Origin of the sequence: Rhizobium pantanalense, from assembly GCF_030182525.1 — a bacterium.
Classification (GTDB): domain Bacteria; phylum Pseudomonadota; class Alphaproteobacteria; order Rhizobiales; family Rhizobiaceae; genus Rhizobium.
Genome location: NZ_JAQJCH010000016.1, coordinates 88,963 through 103,410 on the forward strand (window position 1 = coordinate 88,963; position 14,448 = coordinate 103,410).

The 14,448-nt window shown below is 60.0% G+C and carries 15 protein-coding genes; 7 read left to right on the plus strand and 8 right to left on the minus strand.

Going from position 1 to position 14,448, the window contains the following annotated elements; translation table 11 throughout:
• Positions 1 to 191 precede the first annotated feature (191 nt).
• The 3 genes from PH558_RS30650 to PH558_RS30660 all read left to right on the plus strand — a co-directional run bounded on the left by PH558_RS30650 (position 192) and on the right by PH558_RS30660 (position 3,089).
• A complete protein-coding gene (locus tag PH558_RS30650) occupies positions 192 to 650 on the plus strand; it encodes an NUDIX hydrolase (RefSeq protein WP_446740061.1) in 459 nt (152 codons plus the stop codon).
• Between the two features lie 96 nt (positions 651 to 746).
• Entirely contained in the window at positions 747 to 2,282 is a 1,536-nt protein-coding gene (locus PH558_RS30655) for an inorganic phosphate transporter (protein WP_285208138.1), read from the plus strand.
• Positions 2,283 to 2,351: 69 nt separating this feature from the next.
• Complete coding sequence (locus PH558_RS30660) at positions 2,352 to 3,089, plus strand: 16S rRNA (uracil(1498)-N(3))-methyltransferase (RefSeq protein ID WP_285208139.1); 738 nt, start codon at positions 2,352 to 2,354, stop codon at positions 3,087 to 3,089.
• Between the two features lie 4 nt (positions 3,090 to 3,093).
• Here PH558_RS30660 and PH558_RS30665 read toward each other — a convergent pair whose 3' ends face one another.
• Positions 3,094 to 3,708, minus strand: a complete 615-nt coding sequence (locus tag PH558_RS30665; protein WP_285208140.1) for a LysE family translocator — start codon at positions 3,706 to 3,708, stop codon at positions 3,094 to 3,096.
• Positions 3,709 to 3,950: 242 nt separating this feature from the next.
• On the opposite strand from PH558_RS30665, the gene PH558_RS30670 reads away from it, so the two are divergent.
• The 3 genes from PH558_RS30670 to PH558_RS30680 all read left to right on the plus strand — a co-directional run bounded on the left by PH558_RS30670 (position 3,951) and on the right by PH558_RS30680 (position 7,448).
• Positions 3,951 to 5,324 carry a glutamate--cysteine ligase gene (locus PH558_RS30670; protein ID WP_285208141.1) on the plus strand — a complete coding sequence of 458 codons (1,374 nt, stop codon included), beginning with the start codon at positions 3,951 to 3,953 and terminating at the stop codon, positions 5,322 to 5,324.
• A 247-nt stretch (positions 5,325 to 5,571) separates the two neighbouring features.
• Positions 5,572 to 6,441 (plus strand): DUF937 domain-containing protein, encoded by an 870-nt coding sequence (locus PH558_RS30675; protein ID WP_285208142.1) that lies wholly within the window; start codon positions 5,572 to 5,574, stop codon positions 6,439 to 6,441.
• A gap of 128 nt (positions 6,442 to 6,569) precedes the next feature.
• On the plus strand, positions 6,570 to 7,448 hold the full coding sequence (locus PH558_RS30680; RefSeq protein WP_285208143.1) for an aldo/keto reductase family oxidoreductase: 879 nt from the start codon (positions 6,570 to 6,572) through the stop codon (positions 7,446 to 7,448).
• Between the two features lie 6 nt (positions 7,449 to 7,454).
• Here the strand turns inward: PH558_RS30680 and PH558_RS30685 are convergent, their stop codons facing one another.
• The 3 genes from PH558_RS30685 to PH558_RS30695 form a co-directional block, all read right to left on the minus strand.
• Positions 7,455 to 9,053, minus strand: coding sequence for an ABC-F family ATP-binding cassette domain-containing protein (locus tag PH558_RS30685; protein WP_113408821.1), 1,599 nt, complete (start codon positions 9,051 to 9,053; stop codon positions 7,455 to 7,457).
• Between the two features lie 149 nt (positions 9,054 to 9,202).
• Complete coding sequence (locus tag PH558_RS30690) at positions 9,203 to 9,784, minus strand: dienelactone hydrolase family protein (protein WP_095434025.1); 582 nt, start codon at positions 9,782 to 9,784, stop codon at positions 9,203 to 9,205.
• A 192-nt stretch (positions 9,785 to 9,976) separates the two neighbouring features.
• Positions 9,977 to 10,276: a DUF1127 domain-containing protein gene (locus tag PH558_RS30695; protein ID WP_095434024.1), complete on the minus strand. Its 300-nt coding sequence runs from the start codon at positions 10,274 to 10,276 to the stop codon at positions 9,977 to 9,979.
• Between the two features lie 201 nt (positions 10,277 to 10,477).
• On the opposite strand from PH558_RS30695, the gene PH558_RS30700 reads away from it, so the two are divergent.
• A complete protein-coding gene (locus PH558_RS30700; protein WP_069612360.1) occupies positions 10,478 to 11,431 on the plus strand; it encodes a LysR substrate-binding domain-containing protein in 954 nt (317 codons plus the stop codon).
• 33 nt (positions 11,432 to 11,464) lie between these two features.
• On the opposite strand, the gene PH558_RS30705 is transcribed toward PH558_RS30700, so the two are convergent.
• The 4 genes from PH558_RS30705 to PH558_RS30720 all read right to left on the minus strand — a co-directional run bounded on the left by PH558_RS30705 (position 11,465) and on the right by PH558_RS30720 (position 14,372).
• The gene (locus PH558_RS30705) at positions 11,465 to 12,097 is read right to left on the minus strand and encodes a TetR/AcrR family transcriptional regulator (protein ID WP_285208144.1); all 633 of its coding nucleotides are present in this window, start codon (positions 12,095 to 12,097) and stop codon (positions 11,465 to 11,467) included.
• Positions 12,098 to 12,306: 209 nt separating this feature from the next.
• A complete protein-coding gene (locus tag PH558_RS30710; RefSeq protein WP_095434022.1) occupies positions 12,307 to 13,188 on the minus strand; it encodes a dienelactone hydrolase family protein in 882 nt (293 codons plus the stop codon).
• Positions 13,189 to 13,334: 146 nt separating this feature from the next.
• Positions 13,335 to 13,757, minus strand: coding sequence for an MAPEG family protein (locus PH558_RS30715; RefSeq protein ID WP_095434021.1), 423 nt, complete (start codon positions 13,755 to 13,757; stop codon positions 13,335 to 13,337).
• A gap of 42 nt (positions 13,758 to 13,799) precedes the next feature.
• Positions 13,800 to 14,372 carry a hypothetical protein gene (locus tag PH558_RS30720; RefSeq protein ID WP_095434020.1) on the minus strand — a complete coding sequence of 191 codons (573 nt, stop codon included), beginning with the start codon at positions 14,370 to 14,372 and terminating at the stop codon, positions 13,800 to 13,802.
• Between the last annotated feature and the right edge of the window lie 76 nt (positions 14,373 to 14,448).

The following is a 14,448-nucleotide window of genomic DNA, read 5'->3' on the forward strand; positions in this document are numbered from 1 at the left end:
ATCAGAAGACAAATCCTCGCATTTTTATCTACGCAACACTCAATAATTTTGTGGGGAAATACCATATAGCCTTATATGGCGCGCAAAAATTTTCCGCACCGTGATAATATAGATTCCAGCCTTCACTCCAACTCTCAAAGGTGAACCGACAATTGGCCTTTCTCAGCCGCATAGCAAATGATGTGCAACTCATGTTTCGGCGTCCGCCGCGACAGCAATATGCTGCGCTTTGTTATCGGGTGAAAAAGAAAACCGGTCATCTTGAGATGTTGTTGCTGACCAGCCGTGACACCGGTCGCTGGGTCATCCCCAAGGGATGGCCTATGCCCGGCAAGCTCTCCCATGAAGTCGCTGCCCGCGAAGCCTATGAAGAGGCAGGCGTGCGCGGCGTGGTGGAAACTGAGCCGCTCGGCTCGTTCGGCTACGACAAGGTGCTGAAGGACGGCATCCAGGTGCCATGCCGCGTGCAGGTGTATGCCCTCGAAGTCAGCGAACTCGTCAAGAACTTCAAGGAAAAGGGCGAGCGCTCCATGGAGTGGGTCTCCTTCGAGGAAGCAGCCGAACGCGTTCGCGAACCGGAACTGCGCGATCTCATTCTCGCCTTCCCGCGCCGGATGCCGGCCGCTCCGGTGGTTTCGCAGGGCGAGTAAGCCACATTACTCACAAAAAACTGTGCCAGTATGCTCGGGAGATATTGCGCGCCTCATCGGTCAGCGCAATACGAGAGTTTTGACCCAGAGAATTGCATGCCCGACCGACCGGCCACACCTGTAAAAAGGACGCTCGACAAGGACCTCGACAAATTCACCTATGTCGAGGACGCGACCCATCACGTCACGAGGCGTCTGGTGGCGCCGGGCATCGGCCTGATCTTCCTCGGTCTCGCCATGGTCTTCGCCGGTATCTACGTGCTCGACCAGCCGGGGGCGACCCTGATCTTTGCTGCGGTGGCGCTTGCCGGCTACATGGCCATGAACATCGGCGCCAAGGACGTCGCCAACAATGTCGGCGCGGCGGTCGGTGCGCGTGCGATCACTATGACGCAGGCCCTCGTCATGGCCGCCATCTTCGAGATCCTCGGCGCGACGATTGCCGGCGGCCCCGTCATCAATACGATCTCGACGCATATCGTCGACACCAATCGCATCGTCAGCATCGGCAAACTTGCCTGGCTGATGATGGCGGCCCTGCTTGCCGCAGCACTCTGGATCAATTTCGCCACCTGGCTGAAAGCCCCCGTCTCGACTACCCATACGATCGTCGGCGCCGTCGTGGGTGCAGGCTTTGCCGCCGTCGGCCCGGAACTCGTGAACTGGAACACGCTGGCGGCCATCTCGGCCGGCTGGGTGATAACACCCTTTCTCGGCGGCACCATCGCGGCCAGCATCCTCTACTTCATAGAGACCTTCATCATCTATCGCGACGACAAGATTGCCGCCGCCAGATATTGGATTCCGATCCTGATCGGACTGATGGCCGGCGCCTTCTCGGGCTATCTCGTGGTCCAGCTCGAACCCAAAGGTACGATACCCAATATCCTCAATCTTGCGATCGGCCTCAGTGTCGGCATCATCGCCTGGCTCGGCGCATGGCCGCTTGTGGCGGCGCAATCGGCGGGATTGGAAAACAAGAACAGCTCATTGCGCAAGCTTTTCCGCCTGCCGCTGATCTGTTCGGCAGCCCTGATGTCCTTCGCGCATGGCGCCAACGACGTCGCCAACGCCATCGGCCCCCTCGCCGCGATCGTTCGCGATATCGGGCTTGGCGGCTCGCTCACCGTGCTGGCCGAGACAACCACGCAGAAGGCGCCCTTCTGGGTCGTCATGATCGGCGGCTGCGGCATCTCCGTTGGCGTTCTGCTCTATGGGCCGCGACTCATCCGCCTGCTTGGCGAACAGATCACCAAGCTCAATCCGATGCGTGCCTATTGCGTCGCCGTGTCTGCGGCCCTCACCGTCATCGTCGCCGCCTGGTTCGGTTTCCCGGTGAGCTCGACCCACATTACCGTTGGCGCGGTCTTCGGCGTCGGCTTCTTTCGCGAGTGGTCCACCGTCCGTTCTAAGCGGCGATTTGACTATATGCGCAAGAAGGCCGAGGCGGCGGGCATACCCTGGCAAGAGCCGGAGACTGCTGATGAGCGCAATCCTGATGAGGTTCATCGCCGCCGGCTCGTGCGCCGCTCGCATTTCATGACCATCATCGCCGCCTGGGCGATCACGGTGCCGGTCGCAGCCCTGCTTGCCGCCATCGTTTATTGGGTTATGGTCGCGCTCTTCATTTAGAGCGGTTCGGTTCCCACCGAGTCTCCGAACTGCTCTATCTCATTGTTCTAAGTATTCCGGGGATCATCCATGCGCGCCAATTTCCGCATGCAGCGGCTGTTTGTGACACCAGACATCAAGGCAGGTGCTGCCATCGAGGCGGACCATGACCAGTTCAACTATCTCGCCAATGTCCTGCGCATGGAGGATGGTGCCGAACTCCTGATCTTCAACGGCCGCGATGGCGAATGGAAAGCTGGCGTTTCCTTCCCCTCTCGCAAGCGCATTCTGCTGACACCGATCGAGAAAACGCGACCGCAGCCCGCCCCGTCCGATTTGCACTATCTCTTCGCGCCGCTGAAGGTTGGGCGCCTCGACTACCTCGTTCAGAAGGCCGTCGAGATGGGTGCCGGGCTGCTTCAGCCTGTTATGACGCAGCATGTGCAAGGCAAGATCACCAATCTCGACAAGGTCAAAGCCAACGTTATCGAGGCTGCCGAGCAATGCGGCATTCTTGGCATTCCCGATGTCGCCGAGCCGGTGAAGCTTAACGATCTGCTGGCAAGCTGGCCGCGCGAGCGCCGCATCATCTATTGCGACGAGGGCGATGCGGGCCAGAATCCGCTGCCGCTTTTGACGCAGGTGAAGGAGAAGCATCTGGCGCTGCTGGTCGGCCCGGAAGGCGGCTTTTCCGAAGAAGAACGCGCCCTGCTACGCAGTCTCGATTTCGTCACCGCCATTCCGCTCGGGCCGCGCATCCTGCGCGCCGATACGGCGGCCGTTGCCGCCATGGCGGTCATCCAGGCAGCGATCGGCGACTGGAACTGAGCTTTTACTCCCAGACGGCAACGATGGTTGCAGCGACCAGCAGGATCGCCAGCGAGAAGTTGAAGATCCGCGAGATCTTCGGATCTCGGAGAAAACGGGATAGGGAAGCGCCGAGAAGAAGCCAGACCATGTGGATGGCCACGATCATCACCGTGAGCAACGCGATCTTGACGGTGGCGTCGAGCAGCCGCCGATCCTGAAACAGGCTGACGCCGGCGAAGACGGCAGCGATCGCGAGATAGGCCTTGGGATTGGCGACGGCAAGCAGGAACCCGCCGGAAAAGGCAGGCGCCGCGACCTGATCGTCGCGGCGGGATAGCGGCGGCGCCGTGGCGATCTTGAAGGCGAGATAGAGGATATAGACGGCGGAGACCACCGTCAGCAGCAATGCGCCGTGCGGCACGGACAAGAGAACAACAACGACGCCGGCGGCGACGGCCAGCAAGACCGCCACGGTGCCTACGATGAGACCGGAGACGTAAGCGAGCGACCGCCTGAAACCATAGGCGGCGCCCATTGCGGTCGCGCTGATCGTTGACGGGCCTGGGCTGCCCATGATGACCACCGAAGCCAACAGCAATGTGAGTATGGAATAGTAAAGGGCGTTCGGGCCGTTCATCGATATGCTCCGCTTGATGTCAGTGAAAGCAGAACTATCGGCGTGAATAGCGGACGTCTTGAACGCTTGTGCAAATATGCTTGTGCCTGCCACTGGTGTGATGCACTTCCGAGACATAAAATCCTATTTTTTTGAACGACCCTTGAAAGAAATTCACTTGCACCGTACGTCAATCCGCGTCAATCACCCTCCTATTGACCTGCGGCTTGCGCGGGTTCTCCTCCGAGATCTAAGGTAATACCATGGCGCGCGATACTACCGACCAGACCCCGCTCTCCTCGGTCTCGGAAATGACGGCGTATCTTGCCGCCGGCAACAAGCCGAAGGAGAAATTCCGTATCGGCACCGAGCACGAGAAATTCGTGTTCTTCCGCGCCGACAACAGCCCGGTGCCCTATTTCGGCGAGGCCAGCATTTCCGCGCTCTTAAAGGGGCTGCAGGCAAAGTGCGGCTGGGATCCGATCATGGACGGCGACAACATCATCGGGCTCGGCGAACCCTCCGGCATGGGCGCGATCTCGATCGAGCCGGGCGGTCAGTTCGAACTTTCCGGCGCGCCGCTCGAAACCATCCATCAGACCTGCAAGGAATCGAACAATCACCTGGCAGCGGTGCGCGAGATCGCCGAGCCGATGGGTATCCGCTTCCTCGGTGTCGGCGGCAGCCCGAAGTGGACGCTTGCCGAAACGCCGCGCATGCCGAAATCGCGCTACGAGATCATGACCCGCTACATGCCGAAGGTCGGCACCATGGGTCTCGACATGATGTACCGCACCTGCACGATCCAGGTGAACCTCGACTTCTCGTCGGAAGCCGACATGCGCCGCAAGATGCGCGTGTCGATGAAGCTGCAGTCGCTGGCAACGGCGCTTTTCGCCTCCTCGCCCTTCACGGATGGCAAGCCGAACGGGCTTTCCTCCTGGCGCGGCGAGATCTGGAAAGATACCGATAACCGCCGCGGCGGCCTGCTCGACTTCACCTTCCGCGAAGACTTCGGCTTTGAAGATTATGTGAAGTGGGCGCTCGACGTTCCCATGTATTTCGTCGTTCGCGACGGTCGTTACCACGATTGTACGCACGTCACCTTCCGCCAGTTCATGGATGGAGCGCTGAAGGGCGAAATCGCCGATTGGGAACCGACGATGGGCGATTGGACGAACCATCTCTCCACCCTCTTCCCCGATGTCCGCCTCAAGCGCTTCCTCGAAATGCGCGGCGCGGACGGTGGCCCCTGGCGCCGCATCTGTGCGCTGCCGGCCTTCTGGGTCGGCCTGCTTTATGATGACGAGGCGCTGACTGCCGCCGACGAGCTGACCAAGGACTGGGACTTCCAAGAGGTCAACGCGCTGCGTGATGTCGTGCCGGCACAGGGCCTGAAGGCGGCGATCAAGGGTCATGGCCTGCTCGACGTGGCACGCGAAGTGGTCGGCATTTCCCGTCTCGGGCTGAAGAACCGCAATCGCTTGAATGGCGACGGGCAGGATGAAACCGTCTTCCTCGCACCGCTCGACGAAGTGCTCGCCAAGAAGGGCACGCTCGCCGACGATTTCTTGATGCTCTACAACGGCCGCTGGAACCAGTCGGTCGAGCCGATCTTCGAGGAATATCAGTACTGATAGGCGATTGCCTGCCGTCATTGCCTGGCGAGCTCACGGCAGAAACCGGTATGCGCCCTCCCTTTTCCGCTATACTATCGGAATCAAGCGCCGCCTGATTCCGAAGCGGCCTCCTAGGGCCGGATGATTTTAGGTCGAATCGACCTAAAATCTGAATCCGCTCTAGAATCAAAGAAGTAGAGCGTGATGTCATCCGAAAATCGCCTACACTTTTCGGCATCACGCTCTAGCGGGGAAAGGGACTTCGATGCTGCCACTCTTCGACATGATGATGCAGGCACAGAATGGCGCCGCCACGGAGGCCATGGCCAAGCAGTTCAATCTGGCGCAGGAGCAGGCGACGAAGGCCATGGCTGCGCTGATGCCGGCCTTTTCCTCCGGCTTCAAGCGCAGCGCAACCGACCCCTATAATTTCGTCGGCGTCATGCGGGATATCTCGTCCGGCAATTATGCCAAATATTTCGAGGACATGACCAAGGCCTTTACGCCCGAGGGCATTGCCGACGGCAATGCGGTGCTCGGACGGTTGTTCGGCTCGAAGGAGGTTTCCCGCGCGGTCGCTGTCCAGGCCGCGCAGATGACCGGCATCGGCCAGGAGATCTACAAGCGCATGCTGCCGGCCATGGCGGATACGCTGATGGGCGGCCTCTTCAAGGAAACCAGCGGCCAGATCCCGCAGATGGCCAATCCCTTCCTCAACACCGATATGGGCGAGATGATGCAGGGCTGGCTGCAGAGCATCGGCTTTGCGCCCAAGCAGCAACCGACGCTCCAGGCGAGCATCTTCGACAATCCCTTCACCCAGGCGATGGAGCTGATGTTCGGCGCCGATTCGGTCAAGCGCGAGAAGCCGGCGCCGACCAATCCGTTCCTCGACAATCCCTTCGCCAAGGCGTTTCAGGACATGATGAAGAACTTCCCGATGCCGGCGGAGCCGCCGAAGGAAGAGCCGAAGGCCAAGCCTGCCGCCGGCGTCGACATGGCGGCCTATACCGAGATGTTCAACGCCATGTTCGACAGCGGGCTTGAAGTACAGAAGACCTATCAAAAAAACATGGAAGCGATCTTCGACAGCTATTTGAAGAGCGAAGACAAGCCTGCTCCGAAACAGAAGTGACGCTTGGCTACTCGCTTTCGATTCCTGCTCACTGTTCGCAATTCCGTACAGCCCGTACACATTGCACCCGGTTATCATACACTGCGACTGAGCCTATTTCTGCTTTCCATCTTGAAAAGGAGATAGCCATGTCCAGCATCGATCAATCCGGAAGCTTCACCCTCGGCAACCTCAAGGTCAAACGGCTCGGCTACGGCGCCATGCAGCTTGCTGGCCCCGGCGTGTTCGGCCCGCCGAAGGATCACGAGACGGCACTCGCGGTTCTGCGCGAAGCCATCGCCTCCGGCGTCGACCATATCGACACCAGCGATTTCTACGGTCCGCATGTGACCAACCGGCTGATCCGGGAAGCGCTCCATCCCTATCGAGACGATCTCGTCATCGTCACAAAAATCGGCGCCCGGCGCGGCGCGGATGCCTCCTGGCTGTCGGCCTTCTCCGCGGATGAGCTGAAGCAGGCAGTGCACGATAATCTGCGCAATCTGGGGCTGGATGTACTCGACGTCGTCAATCTCCGCGTTATGATCAACCCGCATCATCCGACAGAGGGCTCGATCGAGGCGCCGCTGACCGCCCTTGCCGAGCTCAAACAGCAGGGTCTGGTGCGCCATATCGGGCTCAGCAACGTCACACGAAGCCAGATCGCCGAAGGCCGTAGGATTACCGATATCGTCTGCGTGCAGAACCTCTACAATCTGGCTCAGCGCGCGGACGACGCGCTGGTCGACGAGTTGGAGCGCGACGGGATCGCCTATGTGCCCTTCTTCCCGCTCGGCGGCTTCACGCCGCTGCAATCCTCGGCGCTTTCCGATGTCGCTGCCCGGCTGAATGCGACGCCCATGCAGGTAGCGCTCACTTGGCTGCTGCAGCGTGCGCCGAACATCCTGCTCATTCCAGGTACCTCGTCGCTTGCCCATCTCAGGGAGAATATCGCGGCAGCGGAACTCAAGCTGCCGGAGGATGCGATCGCGGAACTCGATCGCATCGCCAGCACGAGCCAAGCCTGACGCCCCTCACCGATCCGAGACGGCTGGGGCAGAGAGCTCGAGCCGTCTCTCTATGCCGATATTGTCGAGAAATACCTCGTCGTGGCTGACGACCAGAAGCGCGCCGTCATAGGCCCGCAGCCCGGCTTCAACCGCGGTGATGGAGTCGATATCGAGATGGTTGGTCGGCTCGTCGAGGATCAGCAGCGATGGCGGCACCGTACTGCCGAGCACGCAGGCAAGCCCGGCGCGCAGAAGCTGCCCGCCGCTCAGACTGGAGACGATCTGCAGCGCGGCATCAGCCCGGAACATGAAGCGCGCCAAAGCCGCCCGGCAGGCATTTTCGTCCGCATCCGGGTTGATCCTGCGGAAATTGTCGCGGATCGAAATCGATGGATCGAGAAGGCTGACCCTTTGGTCCAACAGGGCGGAATGGACGACCCGCATCGTGCCGCTCCAGGGTTTTAGCGCGCCGGAGACCAGCGCCAACAGTGTCGTTTTGCCCGAGCCGTTCGGCCCGGTGACGGCAACGCGTTCCGGCCCCGTCATGATGAAATTGAAGTCGCGCAGGATTGGCCGTTCTGGCTCGTAGCCAGCGGTGACGCCTTCCATCTTGAGGACGATCCTGTTTGTCGGCAATCCTGATGTCGGCAGCTTCACGGTCAGGGGCTGAAGGATTTCGATCTTCTCGCGAGCGGCGGCAGCATCCTGCAAGGCCTGGGCGCGGCGGCGCTCGGCAAGCCGTGTATTTTCGGCGCTCGTCATCTCGGCCCGCTCCTTCAATCCACCGAGCATGATGCGTGGAATACCGCCCTTGGCAGCCATCTTCCGGCCTGCCTTGTCTCGCCGTGCCTGCCGTTCGACGGCCGCCTGGGCGCTTCTTTCCACTTCGGCGACACGCTTCTCTGCCTCGGTAAAATCATGTTCGGCCGCGGAAAGCTCCAGCGCCTTGCGTTCGCGATACTGTGTCCAGTTGCCGCCATAACGGGAGGTGCCGAGCGAGGTCAGTTCGACGATCGCATCCATGGTGTCGAGCAACTCCCGATCATGGCTGATGACGATGGCGCCTGCCCTCCAGCCGGCAAGCAGATCGATGACTGCTGCGCGGCCGTCGCGATCGAGATTGTTTGTGGGTTCGTCGAGGATCAGGAAATCAGGATCGTCGACGATAAGGGCAGCGAGACCACAACGGGTGCGCTGTCCTCCCGACAGTGTCACGAGAGGCGTTTCCGGGGTGACGTCAAGCCCGACGCGATCAAGGGCCGCGGCGATGCGCGCCTCGAGCGTCCAGTCCGCTGAAGCGAGTTCATCATTGGTCGCCTTGCCGGCCTCCGCCCGTTTCAACACGGCAAGGGCTCCGCTTGCACCGAAGAGATCGGCAACGGTTTCGTCCGCCTCCACCTGCACGCTCTGGCGCAGGATCCCCAATCGGCCGTTGAACGAGATGCTGCCGGATTGCGGCTGCAGCTCGCCGGAGATGAGCTTGATCAGCGTCGTCTTGCCGACGCCGTTGCGTCCGACAAGGCCGGTGCGCTCGGCACCGAAGCTCAGATCGAGATTTGAAAGAAGCGGCCGGCCGTCAGGCGTGGACCACGAAAGATTGGATAGAACGATGGATATGGGCATGAGCAAGAATGTCCTCGATGGCAAGGCTGAACGGCATTGCGGTCGAGGTGGAATCCATTGCTGCACACATCCTGTTGGTATCAACGATGCTCATAAACTAAGCGAGCGGCATCTTCAGTTCAAGTCCTGCGAGTGAAGATGCAGGCATTTCACGCATTGGCATCGATGGCGTCAAGGAAGTCGATGACACGCTTCCAGGTGAGATCGGCGGCCTTGGCGTTATAATCGGGCAGGCTGGCATCGGTGTAGAGATGGCCGCCACCGCCCGGATACCGAAAGATCTCTGCCGCGACGCCGGACTTGGTGACAGCCTGCCGCCAGGCGGCAACGTCTTCCTCTGGTTCGAACGGATCGGGATCTGCCAGATGAAGCTGCAGGGGCAGACCCTTGCGCGCGTTCTCGGCGATCGGGGCGATGCCGTGCAGCAAAAGGATGCCGGCCGTCTTTTGCCGCTTTGGCCACAGGTTGGAGATAACGCCGGCCCCCATTGAAAACCCGGCCAATACGGTCGAGGCCGGCAGCCCGGCCAGCGCCCATTCGGCACGCTCGCAGATCGTTTCCCAGCCGATCTCGTCCTTGAATTCGAACCCTTCTTCGATCGACCGAGCGATCAGGCCGTCATAGAGATCCGGCGCGAAAGCCTTGTGGCCTGCCGCCTGCACACGCTCGACGGCCTCATGCTCGAGCGAGCGCAGACCATAGACGGAGTGAAAGAAGATCACCGTTGCCATCGTTGCTTCCCTATTGTTCGGATCTAGTCGTTAGATAAGACAGTTGCCGCCGGAGGCAACTTGCCCGCGCATGATCTATGGCGGAAACACGGTCTTCAGAAAGAAAAAACCCGGTGTTGGCCCTTGGGCCGAACACCGGGAAAGAGGCAGGGCTTATTGGCTATCACCCTGCGGGGAAACTATTGTCCGCCATCAGTCTCTGAAGCTACTGAAGGCGGAGAGGCGCGCGCAACGACGCGCGGAATTGGTCAGATGGCCGGACGGATCCCCGAAGAAGGTCGAGGTGGTCAGCGCAGCGTTCAGATCCTGCCTGGTGAGGCCGATATCGTGCAGCTGACTGTCGTTCAGCTCATTCAGATATTCGATTTCCTTGCGATTTCGGATTGCGCGCCAGATCGATGCGACATTGCTCAAAGCAAGCACAACGCGTTCCGTCAGCGACAGCGATGGCGTTGCTAGGCCGAGGTCAAGGGTTCGATCTGTCGTGCGCATTTCCGTATTCCTTTTCTTTGGGCACACGCGAGCCCAGCCCCTTTCCGGCGATCCGGAAAAGGGGCGTAGGCCGGGAGGAGTTCGACAGGTGTTTCTCTTCGATTGGTATGCTGAATTGCATTCAGAAGATGCCAAAGCCCTATTGATCAGTCCAACGAATGTTTCTAATGATAACTATCAAACTCCTTTATAGGTGAGCCCATGTCCGCGCCGCTTGATATCGATCAGTTGCAGACCTTCATCGCAATCGTGGATTCCGGAAGCTTCACCAAGGCGGCCGACCGCGTGTTCAAGACGCAATCGGCCGTCTCCATGCAGATGCGGCGGTTGGAAGAGCGCGTCGGCAAGCAGCTTTTCATCAAGGACGGCCGCGGCAATCGACTGACGGCGGAAGGCGACAAGCTGCTGAACTATGCCCGCCGCATCATTCGCCTGAACAACGAGGCCATCGCCGCTTTCGATGACAACCGTCTCGAAGGCACGCTGCGCATCGGGACACCGGACGATTATGCCGACCGCTACATGCCCGAAATCATCGGCCGTTTTGCCAAGACGCATCCGAATGTCGAGCTCTATATCGTCTGCGAACCCTCGGTCGACCTTGCGGAGCGCATGCATCGCGGCGAGCTCGATATCGCGCTCGTCACCCACAATCCGCGCGAACGCATGTCGGACGTGGTTCGAACGGAGCCGCTCTGCTGGGTCGGCTCGGCCAATCATCCGCTGCGCGACGATGCGCCCATTCCGCTCGCCGTCGGGCGGCGCGACTGTCAGTGGCGCCAGCTCGCCTGCTCGGCGCTCGATGCCGGCGGTCGCGACTATCAGATCCTGTTCACCAGCTGGTCCTGCACTGTCGTTGCCGCGGCCGTGCTGGCCGGCATGGCGGTTTCGGTCATGCCGGAATCGGCGCTCAGGACCGGCATGAAGGTGCTGACCCAGGCCGATGGCTTCCCGCCGCTACCGCCAGTGCAGATCGGCATCATGAAGCGGGCCGGCCTTTCCGTATCGCTGATGAACGCCATCACCGCGCATATCTCGGCCTGCCTCGACAACATCACGCCGGCTGCGGTGGATGACGATCTTGATGGCGAGGTGAAAACCTATACGCGCTTTTATCCGCGACTGCGCGCCGGGCACATTCTGCCGGGCTGGTGAGATCGAAGCGCACCAGCCTATCACCTTCGATGGTTACTGCTCGGGCTCCGCCAGCAGGGTGGCGCGGATCACCTGCTTCCATTCGTGCAACATGCGCTTTGCCATCTCGCCCTCGCTCATGATGGCAAAGCGGACGGATGCGCCGATCAGATGGCTGAACAGCTGCGTGCGCGCTTCGAGGTCGATGCGGCTTTCAGCCGGCAAAAAAGGCCGAATGCTGTCCAGGAAAATTTCGGCGACACGATTGCTGTGCTGTATGTTGAGCTGAAGGATATCCCTGTCGATGTCCGTGCCAAACCACACGCCGAGATAGGCGGGATCGCTGCGAAACTCGCGATAATACCAATCGATCATGGTACAGACCAGCTCGATGGCGTGATCGAGCGACGTCACGATGGCAAAGGCTTCGCTGACCTTTTGCTGGATGCGACTGGAGTGCCGGTCGAGCAAAGCCCTGACAATCGCGGCCTTGTCGGGAAAATATTGATACACCGAGCCGATCGGGACCGTGGCAACCGCAGCCAGTTCGGTCATCTTCATTGCACTGACGCCCTTTTCGGCGATCAGCGCTGCCGCAACCGAGAGGATGGCATCGACACGCTGGATGCTTCGCTCCTGCTGTGGCCTTTTTCGGAACGTGACGCGATCGGGGCTGGCCGGTTTCATTTTCTTCCCGTTTCATTCTCATACTGAACGGCGCTCAAGCGCGCAGACGCTATGACACCAGACGCGTTCAATGCGCGTAAACGGGAAAAGCTCAATTTTAATCATCACTTAGGAGCCGTAACCGGACTCCGGAAAACGAGGCCGAAACATGGTTTCGCCCTCGTAACCAACCGATCGCCGACACGTCGACATCGGCGATTTGTGTCGTTTTAGGATACGTATTTCTTCAAAAATTCCACCGTCCTTCCCCAGGCGAGATCGGCTGCCTTCTTGTCGTAACGGGCGGACGAGGTATCATTGTTGAAAGCATGATTGACGCCGTCATAGACGAAGATTTCGAAGGTCTTACCGCCTGCCTGCAGCTCCTTGCGATAGGCATCGATACCGGCATTGATGCGATCGTCGAGGCCGGCATAGTGTAGCAATAGCGCCGCCTTGATCTTCGGAACCTCGTTCGCGGGCGGCTGCGCGCCGTAATAGGCGACGCCCGCCTTCAACTCCGGCGAGATGGTCGCAAAACGGTTGACGAGGCCACCACCCCAGCAGAAGCCGACGGCGCCGACCTTGCCGTTGGCACCATCCGTCTTTGCGAGGTAAGTCAGGCTCGCTTCGGCATTGGCGGCCGTCAATGCCGGATCGAGATTGGTGAACATGTCGCGTGCCTTGTCCTCATCCTCGGGCGTGCCGCCGAGGGGAGACAGGAAATCCGGCGCCAGCGCCACGAAACCTTCCAGCGCCACGCGGCGGGCGACATCGCGGATATGCGGGTTGAGACCTCGGTTTTCGTGGATGACGATGACACCACCGAGCTTGCCGGCCGTATCCTTCGGGCGGGCGAGATACCCCTTCATCTCACCCTTGCTGCCTGCAAAAGTCACATCCTTCGTTTCCAGCCTGCTGTCATCGGCGGCAATGATCTCGGCACTCGCCCTGTTGGCAGCGAGCAGCGGCGCGATGGCAGCGGCGGCCCCGGCCGAGCCTGCGAGCTTGGTCAGCTTTTCCATGAAACCGCGACGATCGAGCGTCAGATGCGTATATTCGTCATAGGCGTTGATCATCGCCTGCGTCACAACGGGCTTTTCCGTGCTCATGGTCCTGTTCTCCCTGTTTCCCCGGCAGCAGGCAACAAACGACCGGCCACCCGCTGACAAGATAGGTCAACGGGTAGAAACGTAGCGATAAAGGAAAAACACAAATGCGTTACCGCAGGTTGCTGCTTACAGTCACGCAGGCAGCATCAGGAGAAGGCGAGCCAGATGGCCAGCCAGGCCCACATAAAGACGAGCGCCGCAAAGCCGAGAGCGAAAAGCGGGCTGCGATAGCGCAGATCGTTGCTGGTCACATGCACGAAGGCATGAGCGTAGCGTGTGAGGACGAAAATCCAGGCGAGGATCACGGCCGCCAGATTATCCGCCTGAGTGGTGTAGAGCACGATGCAGCAGGCATGAAAGAGCAACGGGGCTTCGAACTGGTTGGCGATGCTATTGCGCACCACCAGACTTTCGGCCGGCTCATTGGCGGAATGGTTCTCACGAAAGTTCGCAGGCTGAATGCGGCCGGCCTTTACCAACACGCGGCGACGCCATCCGAGGAGCGCATAGAGGATGAAGACCAATACCGCATGCGCCACCATGGGCCAAAACATTTCATAGCCGGTCACGCCGCCAACTCCTTTGGAATTTCCGAAAGCCGATAGGGACAATCAGGACGGCCGCGTGCCGTCCGGCGACAGGTAACGAAAAATCGCGAAGCGGGCCAGTAGAATAACCGTCACCACCAGCGTCAGGAATTTCAGCCTGACGAGAACAGGCAGTACGCTTGCAAGAAGCGACACGGTCTCGCCCGATGGCATCGCCGGGGGATAAAGCAGGAGGCCGGCGATATTCTCGGCATAGTCGACGGCGGCATAAAAGATCGGCAGATAGAAAATGATAGTGGCCGCGCCTGGTGGGATCGGTCGGCCGAAAAAGAAACCGCTGGGGCCGATCAGCCGCAGCAGGCAGAACAAAAGGCCGCCCAGTACCAGCGGAAAGATGAGCTCCGGCCCGAGATACATGGAATGCAGGATGGCGGCCGGATCGGGATGATCCCTGAGATAGCGCAGCATGGCGATGACGTCGTCGCGCTCATAGCCGCCGATGCGTGCGTCGAGCATTTGCTGGCCGGCTGCCGCATCACTGAATGGCCTGACGAAGCCGGCATAGATCCAGGTGAAGAGTGCCAGCGAAAGAGCCGCTAGAATCGCCGCCAGGCCCTCTACAGCGCCGCGTGTCATATGTGACACGCAAAGGTCGCTGGAGCACTTTTAATCTGCTGCATAATTTTATCCTTAAATCGATCACGATTTAAGG

Bases quoted from the DNA above. Each gene is read 5' to 3' on its own strand.
- PH558_RS30650 (WP_446740061.1), top strand. From the start codon at position 192: ATGTTTCGGCGTCCGCCGCGACAGCAATATGCTGCGCTTTGTTATCGG.
- PH558_RS30655 (WP_285208138.1), top strand. From the start codon at position 747: ATGCCCGACCGACCGGCCACACCTGTAAAAAGGACGCTCGACAAGGAC.
- PH558_RS30660 (WP_285208139.1), top strand. From the start codon at position 2,352: ATGCGCGCCAATTTCCGCATGCAGCGGCTGTTTGTGACACCAGACATC.
- PH558_RS30665 (WP_285208140.1), bottom strand. From the start codon at position 3,708: ATGAACGGCCCGAACGCCCTTTACTATTCCATACTCACATTGCTGTTG.
- PH558_RS30670 (WP_285208141.1), top strand. From the start codon at position 3,951: ATGGCGCGCGATACTACCGACCAGACCCCGCTCTCCTCGGTCTCGGAA.
- PH558_RS30675 (WP_285208142.1), top strand. From the start codon at position 5,572: ATGCTGCCACTCTTCGACATGATGATGCAGGCACAGAATGGCGCCGCC.
- PH558_RS30680 (WP_285208143.1), top strand. From the start codon at position 6,570: ATGTCCAGCATCGATCAATCCGGAAGCTTCACCCTCGGCAACCTCAAG.
- PH558_RS30685 (WP_113408821.1), bottom strand. From the start codon at position 9,053: ATGCCCATATCCATCGTTCTATCCAATCTTTCGTGGTCCACGCCTGAC.
- PH558_RS30690 (WP_095434025.1), bottom strand. From the start codon at position 9,784: ATGGCAACGGTGATCTTCTTTCACTCCGTCTATGGTCTGCGCTCGCTC.
- PH558_RS30695 (WP_095434024.1), bottom strand. From the start codon at position 10,276: ATGCGCACGACAGATCGAACCCTTGACCTCGGCCTAGCAACGCCATCG.
- PH558_RS30700 (WP_069612360.1), top strand. From the start codon at position 10,478: ATGTCCGCGCCGCTTGATATCGATCAGTTGCAGACCTTCATCGCAATC.
- PH558_RS30705 (WP_285208144.1), bottom strand. From the start codon at position 12,097: ATGAAACCGGCCAGCCCCGATCGCGTCACGTTCCGAAAAAGGCCACAG.
- PH558_RS30710 (WP_095434022.1), bottom strand. From the start codon at position 13,188: ATGAGCACGGAAAAGCCCGTTGTGACGCAGGCGATGATCAACGCCTAT.
- PH558_RS30720 (WP_095434020.1), bottom strand. From the start codon at position 14,372: ATGACACGCGGCGCTGTAGAGGGCCTGGCGGCGATTCTAGCGGCTCTT.